The 16,868-nt window shown below is 73.8% G+C and carries 12 protein-coding genes, 1 pseudogene and 1 riboswitch; of the genes and pseudogenes, 8 read left to right on the plus strand and 5 right to left on the minus strand.

The features are described from left to right. Positions 1–127: 127 nt before the first annotated feature. Positions 128–1,366, plus strand: coding sequence for an MFS transporter (locus FRAQA3DRAFT_RS02490; protein WP_035920512.1), 1,239 nt, complete (start codon positions 128–130; stop codon positions 1,364–1,366). 48 nt (positions 1,367–1,414) lie between these two features. Here FRAQA3DRAFT_RS02490 and FRAQA3DRAFT_RS02495 read toward each other — a convergent pair. Then, positions 1,415–1,687: pseudogene (locus FRAQA3DRAFT_RS02495) on the minus strand (hypothetical protein); the annotation flags it as partial. Between the two features lie 514 nt (positions 1,688–2,201). Between FRAQA3DRAFT_RS02495 and FRAQA3DRAFT_RS02500 the strand changes: the two are divergent. Continuing rightward, a complete protein-coding gene (locus FRAQA3DRAFT_RS02500) occupies positions 2,202–4,526 on the plus strand; it encodes a WD40 repeat domain-containing serine/threonine protein kinase (protein WP_009737485.1) in 2,325 nt (774 codons plus the stop codon). Positions 4,527–4,659: 133 nt separating this feature from the next. On the opposite strand, the gene FRAQA3DRAFT_RS02505 is transcribed toward FRAQA3DRAFT_RS02500, so the two are convergent. Further along, positions 4,660–6,528, minus strand: coding sequence for a 2-isopropylmalate synthase (locus FRAQA3DRAFT_RS02505; RefSeq protein ID WP_009737486.1), 1,869 nt, complete (start codon positions 6,526–6,528; stop codon positions 4,660–4,662). A gap of 190 nt (positions 6,529–6,718) precedes the next feature. Between FRAQA3DRAFT_RS02505 and FRAQA3DRAFT_RS02510 the strand changes: the two genes are divergently transcribed. Further along, positions 6,719–7,417, plus strand: coding sequence for a FadR/GntR family transcriptional regulator (locus tag FRAQA3DRAFT_RS02510; RefSeq protein WP_009737487.1), 699 nt, complete (start codon positions 6,719–6,721; stop codon positions 7,415–7,417). 192 nt (positions 7,418–7,609) lie between these two features. On the opposite strand, the gene FRAQA3DRAFT_RS02515 is transcribed toward FRAQA3DRAFT_RS02510, so the two are convergent. Beyond that, a complete protein-coding gene (locus FRAQA3DRAFT_RS02515) occupies positions 7,610–8,056 on the minus strand; it encodes a MarR family winged helix-turn-helix transcriptional regulator (RefSeq protein WP_009737488.1) in 447 nt (148 codons plus the stop codon). Positions 8,057–8,135: 79 nt separating this feature from the next. Between FRAQA3DRAFT_RS02515 and FRAQA3DRAFT_RS02520 the strand changes: the two genes are divergently transcribed. From FRAQA3DRAFT_RS02520 to FRAQA3DRAFT_RS02530, 3 genes are all read left to right on the plus strand, one after another. Next, on the plus strand, positions 8,136–9,407 hold the full coding sequence (locus FRAQA3DRAFT_RS02520; protein ID WP_009737489.1) for an MFS transporter: 1,272 nt from the start codon (positions 8,136–8,138) through the stop codon (positions 9,405–9,407). A gap of 158 nt (positions 9,408–9,565) precedes the next feature. Next, positions 9,566–9,764, plus strand: a riboswitch (cobalamin riboswitch). A gap of 29 nt (positions 9,765–9,793) precedes the next feature. Then, on the plus strand, positions 9,794–10,474 hold the full coding sequence (gene bluB, locus FRAQA3DRAFT_RS02525; RefSeq protein ID WP_009737490.1) for a 5,6-dimethylbenzimidazole synthase: 681 nt from the start codon (positions 9,794–9,796) through the stop codon (positions 10,472–10,474). Positions 10,475–10,793: 319 nt separating this feature from the next. After that, entirely contained in the window at positions 10,794–11,699 is a 906-nt protein-coding gene (locus tag FRAQA3DRAFT_RS02530; RefSeq protein ID WP_035921996.1) for an LLM class F420-dependent oxidoreductase, read from the plus strand. 196 nt (positions 11,700–11,895) lie between these two features. Here the strand turns inward: FRAQA3DRAFT_RS02530 and FRAQA3DRAFT_RS02535 are convergent, their stop codons facing one another. Then, the gene (locus tag FRAQA3DRAFT_RS02535; RefSeq protein WP_009737492.1) at positions 11,896–12,498 is read right to left on the minus strand and encodes a TetR/AcrR family transcriptional regulator; all 603 of its coding nucleotides are present in this window, start codon (positions 12,496–12,498) and stop codon (positions 11,896–11,898) included. Between the two features lie 177 nt (positions 12,499–12,675). Between FRAQA3DRAFT_RS02535 and FRAQA3DRAFT_RS02540 the strand changes: the two genes are divergently transcribed. Further along, complete coding sequence (locus FRAQA3DRAFT_RS02540) at positions 12,676–13,581, plus strand: TIGR03564 family F420-dependent LLM class oxidoreductase (RefSeq protein WP_009737493.1); 906 nt, start codon at positions 12,676–12,678, stop codon at positions 13,579–13,581. Between the two features lie 424 nt (positions 13,582–14,005). On the opposite strand, the gene FRAQA3DRAFT_RS02550 is transcribed toward FRAQA3DRAFT_RS02540, so the two are convergent. Continuing rightward, positions 14,006–14,758, minus strand: coding sequence for an SDR family NAD(P)-dependent oxidoreductase (locus FRAQA3DRAFT_RS02550; protein WP_009737494.1), 753 nt, complete (start codon positions 14,756–14,758; stop codon positions 14,006–14,008). A gap of 410 nt (positions 14,759–15,168) precedes the next feature. Here FRAQA3DRAFT_RS02550 and FRAQA3DRAFT_RS35680 point away from each other — a divergent pair. Beyond that, a partial coding sequence (locus FRAQA3DRAFT_RS35680) for a serine/threonine-protein kinase (protein ID WP_083873476.1) occupies positions 15,169–16,868 on the plus strand: 1,700 nt, incomplete at its 3' end.

The following is a 16,868-nucleotide window of genomic DNA, read 5'->3' on the forward strand; positions in this document are numbered from 1 at the left end:
GAAACCCTCGCCGCCCACTGCGAACGAATCAACGACTCAGGACATTGGGCGGCGATTTGGATCATCGCTCGCCGAAGACCGTCCGGTATGTGGACATCCTTAACCCTTGGCGCATACGATTCCGAAGGTGAGCGATGCCACCGGAATCGAGACGGATGCCGATGTGCAACAAGAGGTTCCTCTTCGGCGCAACGAGGGCTTCCGTATGCTGTGGATCGGCCAGCTGCTCTCCGATACCGGCTCAGGGATCGGCCTGCTCGCCTACCCGCTGCTTATCCTGGCACTGACCCACTCGGCGGTGCTCGCCGGGGTGGTGGGGACGGCGCGGGCAATGACCCTGCTGTGCCTGCAGCTGCCAGCCGGGGCGCTCTCTGACCGGTTCGACCGGCGGCTGACGATGATCATTTGCGACACCCTGCGCGCGGTCCTGCTGGCCCTGCTCGCCATCCTGATCGTGACCGATCTCGCGTCCTGGCCGGTCGTCCTGGTCGTGTGCCTGATCGAGGGAGGCGCAGGCGCCATCTTCAACCCGGCGGCTGCCGCGGCACTGCCGGAGATCGTACCGGACCGGCAACTGGAGCAGGCGTCGGCCGCCACCGAGGCCAGGACCTACACTGCCGCCCTGGCCGGCCCGGCGCTCGGCGGGGCTCTTTTCGGGCTGGGCCAGGCCGTCCCGTTCCTCGCCAATGCCGTCTCCTACGTTGTCTCGTTCGGCACGGTGAACAGGATCCGGGGGCAGTTCCGCCCGGAGAACGCGGCCGAGCGCAAGGCGTTGTGGCGCGAGGTGGCCGACGGCCTGCAGTTCGTCTGGCAGGTGCCGATCCTGCGCGCGGTGGCGATCACGGCACCCTTGATGAACTTCGCCTTCACCGGCGTGATCTTCACCGTCACGCTCGCGCTGCGTCATCACGGCACCTCCACCGCGGTGATCGGCCTGGTGCAGGCGACCATCGCGGCCGGCGGGCTGCTCGGTGCCATCGTGGCACCCCGGCTGCAGGGGCGCATGCGCCTGGGAGCCCTGGCCACCACGATTACCCTGGCTGGGGCCCTGTTGTTCGGCGCCGCGGCACCGCTCCTCCCGTCGCCGCTGGTGGCGGCGCCGATCGCCTTGGCGCTGCTGCTCGCGCCGGCCGTGAACGCCGCGCTGTTTGCCGTGACGCTCCGCAGCGCACCGGCAGAAATGCGCGGCCGGGTCATCAACACCGTGGTCATGGCGACCACCGCACTGGCTGCGCTGGCGCCACTGACCGCCGGGCTGCTTGTCCAGCACGTGTCCGGCGCCTGGGCGGTGGGCGCCTTCGCCGCCACGGCCGCCGCCGCGGCAGCGCTGTGCCTGATCCTGCCAGGTTTGCGGCATGCTGCATGAGCCGCACGGATGAAGATTTCGGCAAGGGCAACGTAAAATCTATCCCAATCACGCCTTGGAACAGCCGCAGCAGTGAGAGATGCCCACAGCGATGATCAAGTCGGCGCGAGACATTTCTAGGTGTCCTGAGTCGTTGATTCGTTCGCAGTGGGCGGCGAGGGTTTCGAGGATCTGGCCGGCGGTCTTCGTCCGGACGAACGGCCTCGGGTCCTTGTTCCACGAGGACGAGGTCGGGGTGAAGTGCAGGTGGAACCGCGGGTGGCCCAGCAGCCACTTCTTCACCGCGGGGGTCTTGTGCGTGGCGTCGTTGTCCAGGATCACGAACTGCGGATCGGTCACCGCTCCTCGCCGGTCAGCACGATCTGCACGGCGGTCGGTCCAGGCATACCCCGTTCTACGATCCATGAATAGACTAACGACTCAGGACGCTAGTAGGTCTCGTAGAGCACTCGCGTGAGCCGGCATGCGCACATCGCCTCCGCATGGTCGCGTGCGAACTCTTTGAACCAGGATGCCGAACATGCAGGGTTAGCCATCTCGATGGCGGCCGGCCGGGTGGCCGACGATTGCCCCGGTGCCATGGTGAGAACGCTGCTGGGTCGCCTCGGACCAGCCCGTGTCTCGCTGTCCCGTGCCCTGCCGTCCCCGCGCCTTCTCGGAGGGACGAATCGGGCACGATAGCCTCTGGAGATGCAGGGAGGAGAGCCGCCGGCCGGCTGACCGTCGACGTACCGCACCCGGATTAGTGGGACGATCGTCGATCGAAGCGGCTGGACGGGGGGAAGTCGATCATTAGCGTGCATCGGGGTGCGGTCCGGCGGATCGGGGGATATCGTTGATCGTCGACCGTGGGGCGATCGCCGAGGCGCTTCCCGGGTACGAGCTCGGCGAGCTGCTGGGCCAGGGCGGATTCGGGCTGGTCGTCGCGGCGCGGCACCGGCGGCTCGACCGGCCGGTCGCGGTCAAGGTCCTTGCCGCGGACCCGGGCGAGCGGACCGGCTTCGACGCCGAGGCCCAGGTGCTGGCTCGGATGGATCACCCGCACATCGTCCGCGTGTTCGACTACGTCGAGACGGGCGGCCTGTGCCTGATCATCATGGAGCTGCTTGGCGGCGGCTCGCTGGCCCGGCGCAGGTCGGGCATGCGGCCGGAGACGGCCTGCGCGGTCGCCCTCGCGATGGCCGAGGCGCTGTCGTACGCCCACGGTCTCGGGGTCCTGCACCGTGACGTCAAGGCCGACAACATCGTCTTCGACGCCGCCGGCGTCGCGAAGCTCACCGACTTCGGGATCGCCAAGATCCTGCAGAGCACGGCGGTGACGGCGACCGCGTTCGCCGGCACGCCGATGTACATGGCGCCGGAACAGATCCAGGGCGGTCGGCTGGGCCCGGCGACCGACATCTACGCCCTCGCGATCGTGGCCTACCACCTGCTGGACGGGGCCCCGCCGTTCGATCCGAAGCTGCCGCTGCCCGCGCTCTGGCAGCATCACCTGAACACGGTGCCGGCGCCGCCGCGCAACGTCCCCCGGGAGGTCGCCGACGTCCTGCTGCGGGCGCTGGCGAAGGAACCGGCCGACCGGCAGGCGTCCGCGCGCGCCTTCGCGCTGGAACTCGCGGCCGCGGCCCGCGTGTTCGGATCCGACTGGCTGGCCCGGTCCGGACTGCGGCTGTCGATCGACGACGAGCTGCGGGTCGTCGCGGCCGCACCGGCGCGCCCGCAGGCCTGGCCGGGGGAGACCCGCGCCGCCGCGCCGATTCCGCCGACGCCGCAGGAGCCGCCCGTGCCGGATCCGGCGGAACCACCGACTCTTCTCCCCGCGCCACCGGATCTCCCCGCGCCGCCGGATCTTCCCGCGCCGCCGTCGGAAACGCCGCCGGACATCCGGGGAGCAGCCTCGCCGGATGCCGCGACCGTCCTGGTGACCGAGGGCGGGTCGGACGGCCAGGCGGCCCCCGCGCCGGGCGGCGGCCCGCGCACGGGTCCGGTCGGTGCGCGGCGCCGCCGGCGACGTGTTCTCGCGGCCGTTCTGGTCTGCCTCGCCCTCGCCGTGACAGGCGTCGGCCTCGCCGTGTCGGGCGGCGGCGGGGGCACGCCGTCGCGGGACGGCCGATTGGCGGCAGGCGCCGCGGCCGTAGCGGCGGCCATCGCCCCGGCCGCCCGGCTCGTCGGCGAACTCGACGGCCTCGACCCGACGTACATGGCGTTCTCGCCGGACGGTTCGTCCCTGATCACCGTCGGCTCGGCTGTCCGGGTGTGGGACGTCCGCCGTCCGGCGAAGCCGACGCTGTCCGGCTCCCTGGCCGTGGCGAACGTGTGGACGGCGGCGCTCTCGCCGGACGGTGGCCGGCTCGCGGTCGCGACCAGGCAGAGCGCGAATCCGGATGATCTTCATGTCGGGTTCGCCGTCTTCGACGTCACGGACCGGTCGCAGCCCGTCCAGCAGGGGCCCTGGACCGACGTGGACACCGGCGTCGTGGAGGCGATCTCCTTCTCTCCGGACGGGCGCCGCCTCGCCACCGGGGACGGATGGCAGGTCTGGGGGCCGGGGGCGCTGCGGCTGTGGGACGCCACGAAGCCGACCGGGCCGGTCCAGCCGGGGCCGCCCACGCGGGGTGACGGTCCGCAGACCAGCGACGACAACAACTTCGTCGCGGTCGCCTTCTCGCCGGACGGGCGGAGCCTCGCCACGGCCGGCGGCTTCACCCAGCAGGGTCCGCGCCTGTGGGACGTCACCGATCCCGCCCACCCGCGCCAGCTCGCCCGCATCGACACCACGGCCGACGACGAGGTGACGTTCCTTCCGGACGGCACGCTGGTCTCCAGCGGGACTCGGGACGACTACAGCGAGGTGCTGGAGTGGTGGAACGTCGAGGACCCCACCGCCCCGCGCCGGACCGGGCTGCTCCTGCCCGACCAGTCGGCGGGCTGGATCGCGGCCGGCTTCACCTCCGACGGCCGGCGCCTCGCCCTCGGCCGAGGGAACGGGACCGTCGAGTTCTGGGACGTGACCGATCCGGCGTCCCCGGGGAGCCTCGGCGCCGCGGTGCGGGAGAAGACGTCGTCGGTCACCCCGCCCGCCTGGTCGCCCGACGGGCGGCTGCTCGCCACCGCCAGCGAGGTGGACGGCAGGATCCGCCTGTGGTCGGTCACCGCCTGACCGTGGTCAGGGCGGCCGGCAACCCGGTGCGTGCACGACGCGGCCATGCCGATGCCGAAGCCGATGCCGATGGCTGACCGGGCCGAGGGAAGTCGGGTCGTCGCGCCGGCGGCACCACGGCCGGGCGAGGGCGCTAGCGCGGGAGACGGTTGACCGCGGCGAGGACGGCGTGGACCGAGGCGGCGAGCACCGAGGTGTCCTGCCCGACGCCCCAGTAGTCCGCGCCCCGATGACGGAGCAGGACGTAGGCCGTGGCGGGGCTGGTGCCGCCGCGGTCCACCGCGTGCTCGCCGTAGCTGCGGATCTCGACCTCGACGCCGACGTCCGCGAGCAGTGCCGTCAGCGCGGCCAGCGGGCCGTTGCCCCGGCCCCGGCCGTGGTGCTCGCGGCCGGCGATCGCCAGCTCGGCGGTGAACTCGTGCTTGCCGGGAGCGGTCTCGACGGTCCGCCAGGCCGACAGGGTGATCGGCCCGTCGTGCAGCGGCGCCAGGTAGCGGGCGCGGAACATCTCCCACAGATCCTTGGGGGTCAGTTCCCGGCCGTCACGATCCGCGGCGACCTGGATGGCCCGGGAGAAGTCGGCCTGGAGACCCTTCGGCAGCTCCAGCCCGTGGTGCAGGTTCAGCAGGTGCGCGATGCCGCCCTTGCCGGACTGGCTGTTGACCCGGATCAGCGCCTCGTAGCCGCGGCCGACGTCCGCCGGGTCGATCGGCAGGTACGGCACCGCCCACGGTGCCAGGGCCGCCGGCATCCCCCGCTGCGCCGCGCGGGCCGCGTGGTGCGCCAGGCCCTTGCTGATCGCGTCCTGGTGGGTGCCGGAGAAGGCGGTGTAGGCCAGCGCGCCGCCGTAGGGGTGCCGCGGGTGGACCGGCATCCGGTTGCAGTGTTCGACCGTGTCGCGCACGACGTCGATGTCCGAAAAATCGATCATCGGGTTGACGCCCTGGGAGTAGAGGTTGAGCGCGAGGGTGACCAGGTCGACGTTGCCGGTGCGCTCCCCGTTGCCGAACAGGCAGCCCTCGACCCGCTGAGCCCCGGCGAGCAGCGCCAGCTCCGCGCACGCCACCCCGGTGCCCCGGTCGTTGTGCGGATGGACGGACAGGATCACCGAGTCCCGCCGGTCCAGGTTGCGGTGCATGTACTCGATCTGGTCGGCGTACACGTTCGGCGTGGCGATCTCGACGGTGGCCGGCAGGTTGTGGATGACCGGCCGCTCGGGGCAGGCGTCCCACCGCGCGGTGAGGCTGTTGCAGACCTCCAGGGCGAAGTCCGGTTCGGTCGCGTTGAAGACCTCCGGGGAGAACTGGAAGCGGACGTCGGGGCAGCGCGGGGAGTCGGCGAGCCGGGCCATGTGCCCGGCGACGTCGTGCAGCAGGGCCAGCAGGTCCGCGCGGTCGCGGCCGAGGACGACCTGTCGCCACACCGGGGCCGTCGCGACGTAGAGGTGCACGACGGTGCGGGGCATCCCGTCGCCGCGCGCCATCCCCTCGATCGAGGCGAAGGTCCGCTCGACGAGGTCGCGCCGCGCCGGGGTGAACACCACCGCCGTCACGTCCGGCGGGATGGCGCCGTCGTCGACCAGGTGCCGGACGAAGTCGAAGTCGGTCTGGCTGGCCGACGGGTAACCGATCTCGATCTCCTTGAACCCCATCGCGACGAGCAGGTCGAACATCGCCCGCTTGCGGGGGGTGTCCATCGGTTCGCGCAGTGCCTGATTGCCGTCGCGCAGGTCCACGGGCACCCACAGCGGCGCCGACTCGATGCGTCGGGTCGGCCAGACCCGGCCGGCGGGGGCGATCCTCGGCGGCTCGACCCGCTCGTGGGCGGCCCGGTACCGCTGGTGCGGCATCGAGCTGGGGCGCTGCGGGTTCCAGCCGGGAGCGTCGGCGGGCAGCGGGCCGCGGGGCCTGATCACGGTGGGGAAGCCGGGCGACCCGGCGCCGATGCCCGGTTCAGGGCTCCGCACCGCTGCGGCGGTACGCGTTGTCAGGTTGTCAGACATGTTGTGGCAGTGCCTTCCCAGGCTCGGTCGAAAGGGGCCGACCGGTGGCAGGAGCTCAGCTCACCGTGGCGGGGTGCCGGCCGTGGTCAGGCCCCGCCGCGGCCGGGAAGAAGCAGCCGGCCGCCCGGCGTCACGCGACGTACCATACTCCGCGGATCCATCCGCTTCCCTGACAACCGGAGGAGTGACCGTGCCGCTCGGCGCGCTGCGTCCGACGCCCCTGGTCGAGCAGGCGACGCGTCGCCTTCGCGAGCAGATCACCAGCGGCGAGTGGCCGGTCGGAACCCGGCTGCCGGGGGAGACGACGCTGGCGGCGACGCTCGGGGTGGGCCGATCGACTGTGCGTGAGGCGCTGCGTGCGCTGGCGGGCGCGGGGCTGGTGCAGTCACGCCAGGGGGCCGGCGTGTTCGTCATCGCCGCCGAGTCGCCGCGGGACTGGCCGGACACGCTGCGCCGCGCCGCCGTCGGCGACGTGTACGAGGTCCGGATGCTCATGGAGGTGCAGGCGGTGCGGCTGGCCGCGCATCGGCGCACCGACGCCGACGTGGCCGCCCTGCGCGCCGCGCTCGCGGGCCGCCGCAGCGCCGCCGCTGGCGGGGACGACGTGGCCTTCGTCGACGCCGACGTCGCCCTGCACGTGGCCGTCGTCGCGGCGGCGCACAACCCGGTGCTCGACGGCCTGTTCGCCGAGTTCGTGCCCGTGCTGCGCCGGGGTCTCATCGAGCTGGTGGACCTGCTCGGGCTGCGGGCCGCGCAGGTGAACCACGGTGACGCCGCGCACGCCGCCCTCGTCGACGCGGTGGCCGCCGCGGACGGCGAGCGGGCCGGCGCCATCCTGCGAGCCGAGCTGGACGAGACCCTGACCCTGCTCCGGCAGGCGACAACCTGACGGCTGCCCGGCAAGCCATCCCGGCCCCCAGGCGGGTCGGGTCGCTCGGCGCCGCCCGCCCGCCGCGTGCGCCTTGCCTTTCCTCGCCTATCCAGAGGGACAAATCGGGCGTGCAGCCCTCCGGAAGGGCAAGGAAGTCGAGTGCAGGAGGCCGGGTAGCCGCACCGACGGCGTTGCGGCCGGTCGAGGCGGCTACCGTGCAGCGGCGCCGCCGGTCGTCTCGACTGCCCGGACCGCCACGCGGGTGAGCAGGTCTCGCAGGGTGTCCAGCTCGGTCGGGCTGAGCGCGGCGGACAGGTCGGCGTCGAGCTTGGCGACGAGGGCGTCGGCGCGGGCGAACAGAGCGCGACCATGTTCGGTGAGGCGCAGCTCGATGAGCGTGCCGTGCAGCGGGTGGGGGGAGCGTTCGACGAGGCCGCGGCCCTGCAGTCGGCCGACGAGGCTGTTGGTGGTCTGCGGGGTTACGGCGCAGCGGCGCGCGAGCTCGGCGGCGGTGATGCCGGGCGCGTCATTGATCGCGGCGAGTGCCGTCTGCTGCGCCGGGGTCAACCCGACCTCGCGCAGCACGGTCTCCTTGGCGGCCTGGGTGGCCTGTTCCGCCCGCTTGACGTAGGCCAGCAGCCGTTCCAGGTAGTGCATCCGCCCAGTGTAGGTACGCGCCGACGTTCGTTTGTTAAAAGCATGCTGTCTGATGACAGCATGCTGATAGGTTCCCGATGTGAACGGGATCCGGGAGATACCCCCTGCGGGTAGGAGTGGCCCCGCGGCGGCGGATCGCCGCCGGTGGGTGGTGCTCGCCGCCGGCCTGCTGGCGATGACCGCGGGCTGCGCGTTCCAGTACGGGCTGCCGTATCTGATTCCCGCCCTGCGGGCAGAGGGCCTGTCGCTGCGCGCGGCCGGGCTGCTGGCCGCGTGCCCGACGGCGGGGCTGCTGGTGAGCCTCGTCGCCTGGGGTGCCGCCGCCGACCGCTTCGGCGAGCGTCTGGTCCTGGCGTCCGGCCTCGGCCTCGCCGGGCTGGTGCTCGGCGCCGCGTCGGCCGTCCGAAATCCGCTGGCGCTCGGCGCGTGTCTGGTCCTCGCCGGTGCCGCCGGGGCGTCCGTGCACGCCTCCAGCGGCCGGCTGATCCTCGGCTGGTTCGCCGCGCACGAGCGCGGGCTGGCGATGGGAGCCCGCCAGACCGCACAGCCGCTCGGCGTGGCGGTGGCGGCCATCGCCCTGCCGCCGCTGGCCGACACCGGGCGCGGGGTGGCGCTGGCGTTCCTCGCCGGGCTGTGCGTGCTCGCCGCGGCGGTGGCGGCGGCGGTGACGCGGGATCCGGCGCGCCCGCCGCGGCCGCCGGACACGCCGGTGGCCTCCCCGTACCGCACCCCGCTGCTGTGGCGGATCCACGCGGCCAGCGCCCTGCTCGTCGTCCCGCAGTTCGCCGTCGCGACCTTCGCCGTCGTCTTCCTCGTCGACGCGCACGGCTGGTCCGCCCAGGGCGCCGGACGGCTGCTGGCCATCGCCCAGTTGGGGGGCGCGGCCGCCCGGCTGGGCGCCGGCGTCTGGTCCGATCGGGTGGGCAGCCGCCTGCTTCCCATGCGCATCCTGGCCACCGCCACCGCGGCCATCCTCGCCGTGCTGGCGCTGGCCGCGGCCACGCGCGCAGCCGTGGCCACCGGTTCGCTGCTGCTGGCGGCGGTGCTCGCGGTGAGCACGAACGGCCTGGCCTTCACGGCCGTCGCCGAGAACGCCGGGCCGCACTGGGCCGGGCGGGCGCTCGGCATCCACAACACCGGGCAGAATGCCGTCGCCGCGGCGACCCCGCCCGTGCTCGCCGCCCTCATCGACGGCCACGGCTACCCGACGGCCTTCGCCGCCACCATCGTCTTCCCGCTACTCGCCGCCGCGGCCGTGCCTGCCCGCCGGCGGGCAGGCACCGCGACACCGGCCCGGCGGGCGATCCGGCGGCAACCGCCACGCGCGGGCGCACCGCATCCCGACGGATGACCCCGGCTCACCGCGTCCCGGCCCGTCCCCGTCGGCCCACCGCTCGTCGGCCTTCCGCCCGCAGGCCGGTCCCATCACGGCGTGCCGGGTCCGTCCGGATCTGCCGGCCTCCGTCGACGTACGTGGGGATGCCCGGCCGGGCCGGCTGGTACGGTCCGCGGTGGCAACGTTAGCGGGGTGCCCCGGGCTACCGGGGAGAATCGGGAAGCCGGTGCGAGTCCGGCACGGGCCCGCCGCGGTAACCGGGAAGTCGCCGTCCACGCGTGCCACGCAGCCACTGGGCCACCGGCCTGGGAAGGCGGACGGTCTGGCGTCGATCCGGGAGTCCGAAGACCGGCCCCGCCGCCACGCCGCCCGCACGGGCGGCCGGACAGCGGGAGCCTGCCTTGCCCAACCAGCGCGACGGCGCAACCACCCTGTACGACGCGATCCACCGTCGGCGCGACGTACGCGGCCAGTTCACCGGGGCTCCGATCCCCGCCGACGCCCTCGGCCGCATCCTCGCCGCCGCCCACGCCGCGCCGAGCGTCGGGCTCAGCCAGCCCTGGGACTTCATCCGCGTCACCGACGACCGGACACGCCGGGCCTTCCACGCGCACGTCCAGCACGAACGGGCGGTGTTCGCCGCAACCCTGACCGGTGAGCGCGCCGAGCGTTTCGCCGGGATCCGGATCGACGGCATCCTGGCAGCGTCGATGTCGCTGGTCGTCACCTACGATCCGGCGCGCGGGGAGCCGGCGGTCCTCGGGCGGCACGCCATCGTCGACGCGGGCCTGTACTCGGTGTGCCTGGCCATCGAGAACCTGTGGCTTGCCGCAACCACCGAGGGCCTGGGGGTCGGCTGGGTGTCGTTCTACCGGGAGCCGTTCGTCCGGGAGCTGCTCGCCATCCCCGCCGGGATCCGCCCGGTCGCCTGGCTGTGCGTCGGCCCCGTGACCCATCTCGAGACGACACCCGACCTGGAACGGCACGGCTGGGCACGGCGACGCCCGCTCGCGGACGCCGTCCACGCCGAACGCTGGCGCGGCCGCGACGATCAGCTGCCCGCCGGATCTCGGCACGGGTGAGGCCGCGGCACGGGTGAGGCCGGGTGCCGGGGCGGGAGTCGGGGAGGTGTCGGTAGAGGGCGCCGACGGCCAGCCCGGCGCCGACGGCCAGCCCGGCGGCGAGGGCGATGTCCGCCATCGAGACGGCCTCGCCGCGCCGGGCCAGCAGGTCCAGCGCGGCGGTCGCGATGAGGTTCCGGCTGCGCCGCGCGTCGGCTCGCACGGACCCGTGCCCCCCCGTTCGAGCCAGGCCGGCGGAGCGCCTCCCCGCCGGCAGCGCCCGTCCGGCCTAGTCTGGCGCGGGGCGCGGAAGATGAAGATCCGGTTCAGGTTGGAGATCATGAAGATCGGAATGTACGTCAGCGGCGGTCCGAGCCCAGACGCCGTCGTCGACCAGGTCCGCACGGCGGCGCGGGCCGGCCTGGACAGCGCGTTTCTCAGCCAGCTGGTGTCCTGGGACGCACTCACCCTGGCGGCGCTCTGCGCCACGGCGGCGCCCGGGATCGAGCTGGGTACCGCGGTGGTGCCGACCTATCCCCGCCATCCACTGGCGCTGGCCGGGCAGGCGCTCACCGTCCAGGCGGTGGCCCCCGCGGGCCTCACCCTGGGGATCGGGCCGAGCCATCGGAAGATCATCGAGGGGCAGTTCGGTTACCGGTACGACCGTCCGGCCCGCCACATCCGCGAGTATCTGACCGTGTTGCGGCCCTTGTTGCGCGGGGAGCCGGTCGACGTCCACGGGGAGACGGTGACGGCGGTCGGCCGGGTCGACGCGCCGGTCGCCGTCGCGCCGTCGGTGCTCGTCTCCGCGCTGGGACCGGTCATGCTCCGCGTCGCCGGCGAACTGGCCGACGGAACCGTGACGGTGTGGACCGGCCCGCGGACCGTCGACGATCACATCGCGCCGACGATCGCCAAGGCGGCGGCGGACGCGGGCCGGCCCGCGCCGCGGGTCGTGTGCTCGGTCATGGCCTGCGTCACCGCGGATCCGGACCGGGTCCGCGCCGCGGTGGCGTCGCAGGTCGGCTTCGCCTCGGACTTCCCCTCCTACCGGGCGATCCTGGACCGTGAGGGCCTGCGCGGAGTCCACGAGACCGTCGCCGCCGGTGACGAGGCCGCGGTGGAGCGGGCGCTGCGCCGTTATGCCGAGGCCGGGGCGACGGAGCTGCTGGTGAGCCTGGTGGGCGACGCGCGGGAACAGGCGCGCACCCTCGGCGTCGTCGCGGCCCTGCGCGCCGGCGACTGAGCCCGGACCAGACCCGTCCACCTGGGCCGGGCGCCGGCCCGATCCCGTCGGGGTAGTCCGCGCTCACCATGCGGCCCGGCCGGCACGGGGGTCGGTTGCCCCCGGTTTGCCCGGGTCATCATGCCGCGGTGGGAGCATGACCGGGCCGTTGCGCCTCGGCGTGGCCCGGTCGCCGGAACGCCGGCGGCCGCGACGATCAGTGGCCCGCCGGATCCCGACGGGGGTGAGACCGCGACGCGGGTGAGACCGCGGGCGGGGTATCGGCTGGGGGCTGGCGCCGGGCCCGCAGGCCGTCGAGCAGCACCGTCGTGAGCGGGTCGTCGGGGCGGGCGCCGGGGCGGCAGACCGCGACGTTGAGCAGGCCGACGACCTGCGGGCCGGTGAGATCGGCCCGCAGCGATCCTTCTCGCTGGGCGGCCTCGGCCAGGCCCTGGAACAGCGCGTTGAGCTCCTCGACCAGGTCGGCGATGGTCGGGTCGACCCGCGTCGCGTCGGTCAGCGACGTGATCAGGGCGAGGGGCAGGCCGGCGCACCGCTCCAGGATCCGGACCAGGACCTGCCAGCGCGGCGCGGGGGAGGACACCTCGGCCCGGCCCGCGGCGAGCAGCGTGCGCAGCGTGGTGGCGGCGACGGAGTCCAGCAGCGACTGACGGTCGGGGAAGTGGCGGTAGAGGGTGCCGACGCCGAGGCCCGCGGCGCGGGCGATCTCCTCCATGGAGACGGCCGGCCCGCGGCGGGCCAGTAGATCGAGCGCGGTGGTCGCGATGAGCTCGCGGTTGCGCTGCGCGTCGGCTCGCATGGCCCGCTCCCTCCGCCGCGCCGGCCTCCGCCGCGCCGGCCTTCGGCCCCCGCGCGCCTACCCCGCGGCCCTGGGCCGCGCCGGGCGGAGCCGACTCCCGGTCAACTGGAGTGAGGCGTTCAGCTTAATGTAGCGTCCTGACCCGAACCGGAAGTTCCGGTTCAGGTTGGAGTGATCATGAAGATTGGGCTGTACCTCGGCGGCGGTCCGGGCCCGCAAGCCCTGGTCGATCAGGTCCGGACCGCGGCCCGGGCGGGCTTCGACAGCGCGTTCATCAGCCAGCTGCTGTCGTGGGACGCACTCACCGTGGCCGCACTCGCCGCGGCGGCGGTGCCCGGGATCGAGCTGGGGACCGCGGTCGTACAGACCTACCCCCGCCACCCGCTGGCCCTGGCCGGGCAGGCGCTCACGGTCCAGGCCGTCGCCACCTCGGGCTTCACGCTGGGCATCGGGCCGAGCCATCCGCAGTTCATCGAGGGGCAGCTCGGCTACCGCTACGACCGCCCGGCCCGCCACATCCGCGAGTACCTGACCGCACTGCGCCCGCTGCTGCACGGCGAGGCGGTCGACGTCCACGGGGAGACCGTCACCGCGGTCGGCCGGCTCGACGCCCCGGTGGCCACCCCACCGTCCGTGCTCCTGTCCGCGCTGGGACCGGTGATGCTGCGGATCGCCGGGGAGCTGACCGATGGCACGGTGACGGTGTGGACGGGGCCGCGAACCGTCGGCGACCACATCGTGCCGACGATCACCCGGGCCGCGGCGGCCGCCGGCCGGCCGGCGCCGCGGGTCGTGGCCACCGTGATGGCCTGCGTCACCGCCCATCCAGACCGGGTCCGCGCCGAGGTGGCGTCACAGGTCGGCTTCGCCTCCGAGCTCCCCGCCTACCGGGCCATCCTGGATCGGCAGGGCCTCTCCGGCGTGCACGAGACGGTCATCGCCGGCACGGGGGAGGCCGTCGAGCGGGCCCTGCGCCGCTACGCCGACGCCGGCGCCACCGAACTGGTCGTCGGCCCGATCGGCGACCCGCGGGAGCATGCGCGCACTCTCGACGTCGTCGCAGCCCTGCGCTCGGCTGGTTGAGCGCCCGACTCGCCGGCGGGGCCACCCCGCGGATGGCCCCGCCGGCAGGCTGCTACCGACCGTGATCATCCGCCGTGCGGGTCTCGGTCCCGCAGCCGAGGACCGCCCCGCCCGTCCGGGCCACCTGCGGGCGCCCCACGGCCCGATCGTGGGCCCCCCGATCAGGCCAGTAAGCGTCCGCGGAGCCGGACGCGGCAGCCGTCACCGTCGGCGTGCCCGGGGCCGCCCTGGTAGTCGCATGCTCGGGGCCACCGCCGAGGTCTGGCGGGTGGTCGGCGTCGGCGTGCCCGGCGCCTTCCTGGCCGACCTGGACACCGCGCTCGTCAATGTAGGCATGGACACGGTCGCGCTGGCCGGGCTGCTCATGGTCCTCGTCGCGGTCCAGCGCCGCCGGGTGGCGGCACGGTCTCACCAGGGCACGGTCTCACCAGGGCACGGTGCCGTTGCGGTCGAAGTAGCCGCCGGTGGGGCCGTCGGCGCCGGTGGCGGCGAGCCGAACGATGACCTCGGCGCCCTCCTCGACCGTCTGGTGGCCCGAGTGCCCGTTGAGGTCGGTGGCCGTGCAGCCGGGGTCGACAGTGTTGATCCGGATCTCCGCCAGCGCCTTCGCGTACTGCGTCGTGATCATGTCGAGGGCGGCCTTCGAGGACGGGTAGACCAGGCTGACCAGGCTTGATTCCAGCCGTCGCGGATCGGTGGTGACCGCCAGCGAGCCCATCCCGCTGGAGACCATCACGATCCGGGGCTGCGCCGAGAGCCGTAGCAGCGCCAGGAACGCCCGGGTCGTGCGCACCGGGTCGAAGACGTTGGTCTCGTAGCACAGGCGGAAGTCGTCCGGGCCGGCGTCGACCGGCGAGACGTGCCCACCGGTGATCCCGGCGTTGTTCACGAGGACGTCGAGGTGCCCGAACTGCGCGGCGACCCACGCCGCCGCCTTCTCGGTGGACTCGTCCGAGATGACGTCGATCTCCACCGCGTGGACGGCGCCGGCGGCAGGGGCGACCGGGTCGGGGGTGCCGGCGCCGGTCAGTTCGGCGGTCAGCCGCCGGGCGGCCTCGGCGCCCCGCCGGGCGTCGCGCGAGCCGAGCAGGATCGTCGCGCCCCGGCGGGCGAGCTGCCGCGTCGTCTCAAACCCGAGTCCCTTGTTTCCCCCGGTGATGAAAACCATATCTGCCATGTTCCTCGTGCTCCCCCGCGTCCTGCATCCTGACCAGGGACATCGCACCCTGGGACCGCGGGTACCAGCTTCGGCCCGCGGGCATGCCTTTACCGGGAATGAGGCGGCCCGCCGACGCCGGCGCGGAGAGGACGACGTGTGCGCGGAACACGGGGTACACCGTCGGGCAGCGGATCGCGGCATGAACACCGTGCCGGAATGACGGGCGCACCGTGACCCGCCGTCCGCCGGCCGTGGCAACCCCGAGATCCGCGGAATGTGCGGGTCCGCGGGTGGTCGCCTCTGCGTGGCATGCCTACGACTGCGCCGTCCCCGCTGCGGTCGGGGCTACGGGACCAGACCGGACGGTGTTCGGCGGGGGACGCCCGCGGATCCACCTGGAACCCACAGCGAAGTGGTGATGGCGCGGAGTGGTTAGAAAGCTGGGAAGTTCCTACACCCTGGAAGACCGCATCGGTCGCGGTGGTATGGGCGAGGTGTGGCGCGGCCATGACGAGGCGGGCAATGTTCTCGCCTTCAAAATCCTGTTGCCCCACTTCACCTCGGATCCGGGGGTGGTCGCCCGGTTCATGCGAGAGCGCGCCATCCTCCTCCGGGTCCAGTCGCCTTTTGTGGTGGCCATTCACGACCTGGTGGCCGAACGCGGCGACCTGGCCATCGTGATGGAATTCATCGAGGGGTCGGATCTGCGTCGGGAGCTGCATCGGCGCCGCACCATGCCGCCCGCGGAAGCGGTCGCCATAGTGATCGACATCCTCGCTGGGCTCGGGACGGCCCATCGGCTCGGCATCGTCCACCGCGACCTCAAGCCGGAGAACGTGCTGCTCGACCGCAGCGCGGAACCGTTCCGACCGAAGATCTCGGACTTCGGCGTCGCCGGCCTGATGGCGTCCGCGGCGACAAGGCTGACCATTCCCGGCGGCATGCTCGGCACCCCGCTCTACATGGCCCCCGAAAGTGTCGACGGCGGCACTGTCGGGCCGGCCGCGGACATCTACGCCGCCGGCACGATGCTGTACGAGATGCTCTGCGGCGTCGCGCCGTTCGCCGGCCGGGAGATGCTGCCCATCCTGCGGGCCCACGCCGATCTCGCACCGGGCCGGCCCCTGGGCATCCCTGACGAGCTGTGGGCCGTGGTGGCCGCGATGCTCGCCAAGGACCCGGCCGAGCGGCCCGGCGTGGACCGGCTGCGGGCGCTGCTGCCGAGCCTGGCGGGTCTGCCGGCACTGCCGCCGCTGCGCACCCCGCCCTCGGCGGCCCCGGCAGCGGCGCGGGCAGTGACGCAGGCAGTGACGCGGGTAGTGGCCGCCGGCCGTTCGAGTGGCCCGGCCGGGGCATCCGGGGCGGGATCCGCCGCCTCGGCGGGGTCCGCCGCCTCGGCGGGGTCCCCCGTTGCGGTGGGATGGTTCACCCCGTCCGGGCCACCCGCCCCGGGCGAGCCCGCCGGCTCGGTGGCCCCGGCCGGCTCGGTGTCGGTGGACGAGGAGTTCGACGATCCGGTCACCACGCCGGTCCCGGTGTACGTGCCCGGTCAGGCGACGGGGACGGGGACGTCCGAACTGGCGGACGAGGAGTTCGACGATCCGGTGACGACACCGGCTCCCGTGTACCTGCCCGCCGGGGCGGCGTCGCAGGGTGCCGGTGGGGCGGCCCCGTCCGGTCCGCCGGGTCAACGCTCCTCCGACCCGGCGAAGACGCTCGACCCGGCGAAGACGGCCGACCTGGGAGGGACCCCGGTCCTGGCGCGCATGGCCGGTGCCGGATCCGGGGCGTCGGCGCACGCACCGGACCCTGCGTCGTCCCAGCCGGGACAGGACGCGTCCGGCCCGGGGGGCGTGGGGTCGTCCAGCCGGGCGGCACAGGATGCGTCCGGCCTGTCCAAGCCGTCCGCAGCCGGTGGCGCGGGTGGCGCGGGTGGCGCGGTGCCGTCCGGTCGGGTGGGTCGGGGCCCGGCCGGTTCGGGGGAGTCACAGCCGTCCAGCCCGGCGGGTGCGGGTCTGCCGGGTGAGAGCGGCGGGGCGTCGTCGGGGCGGATACCGCTCGATCCGGCGGGGGCCGCGTCGGCCGGAGCCCGCAACGGCAAGTCGGGTGACGGGGCCGAGGAGGCGGC

The organism is Frankia sp. QA3 (genome assembly GCF_000262465.1).
In the GTDB taxonomy this organism is placed as follows: Bacteria; Actinomycetota; Actinomycetes; order Frankiales; family Frankiaceae; genus Frankia.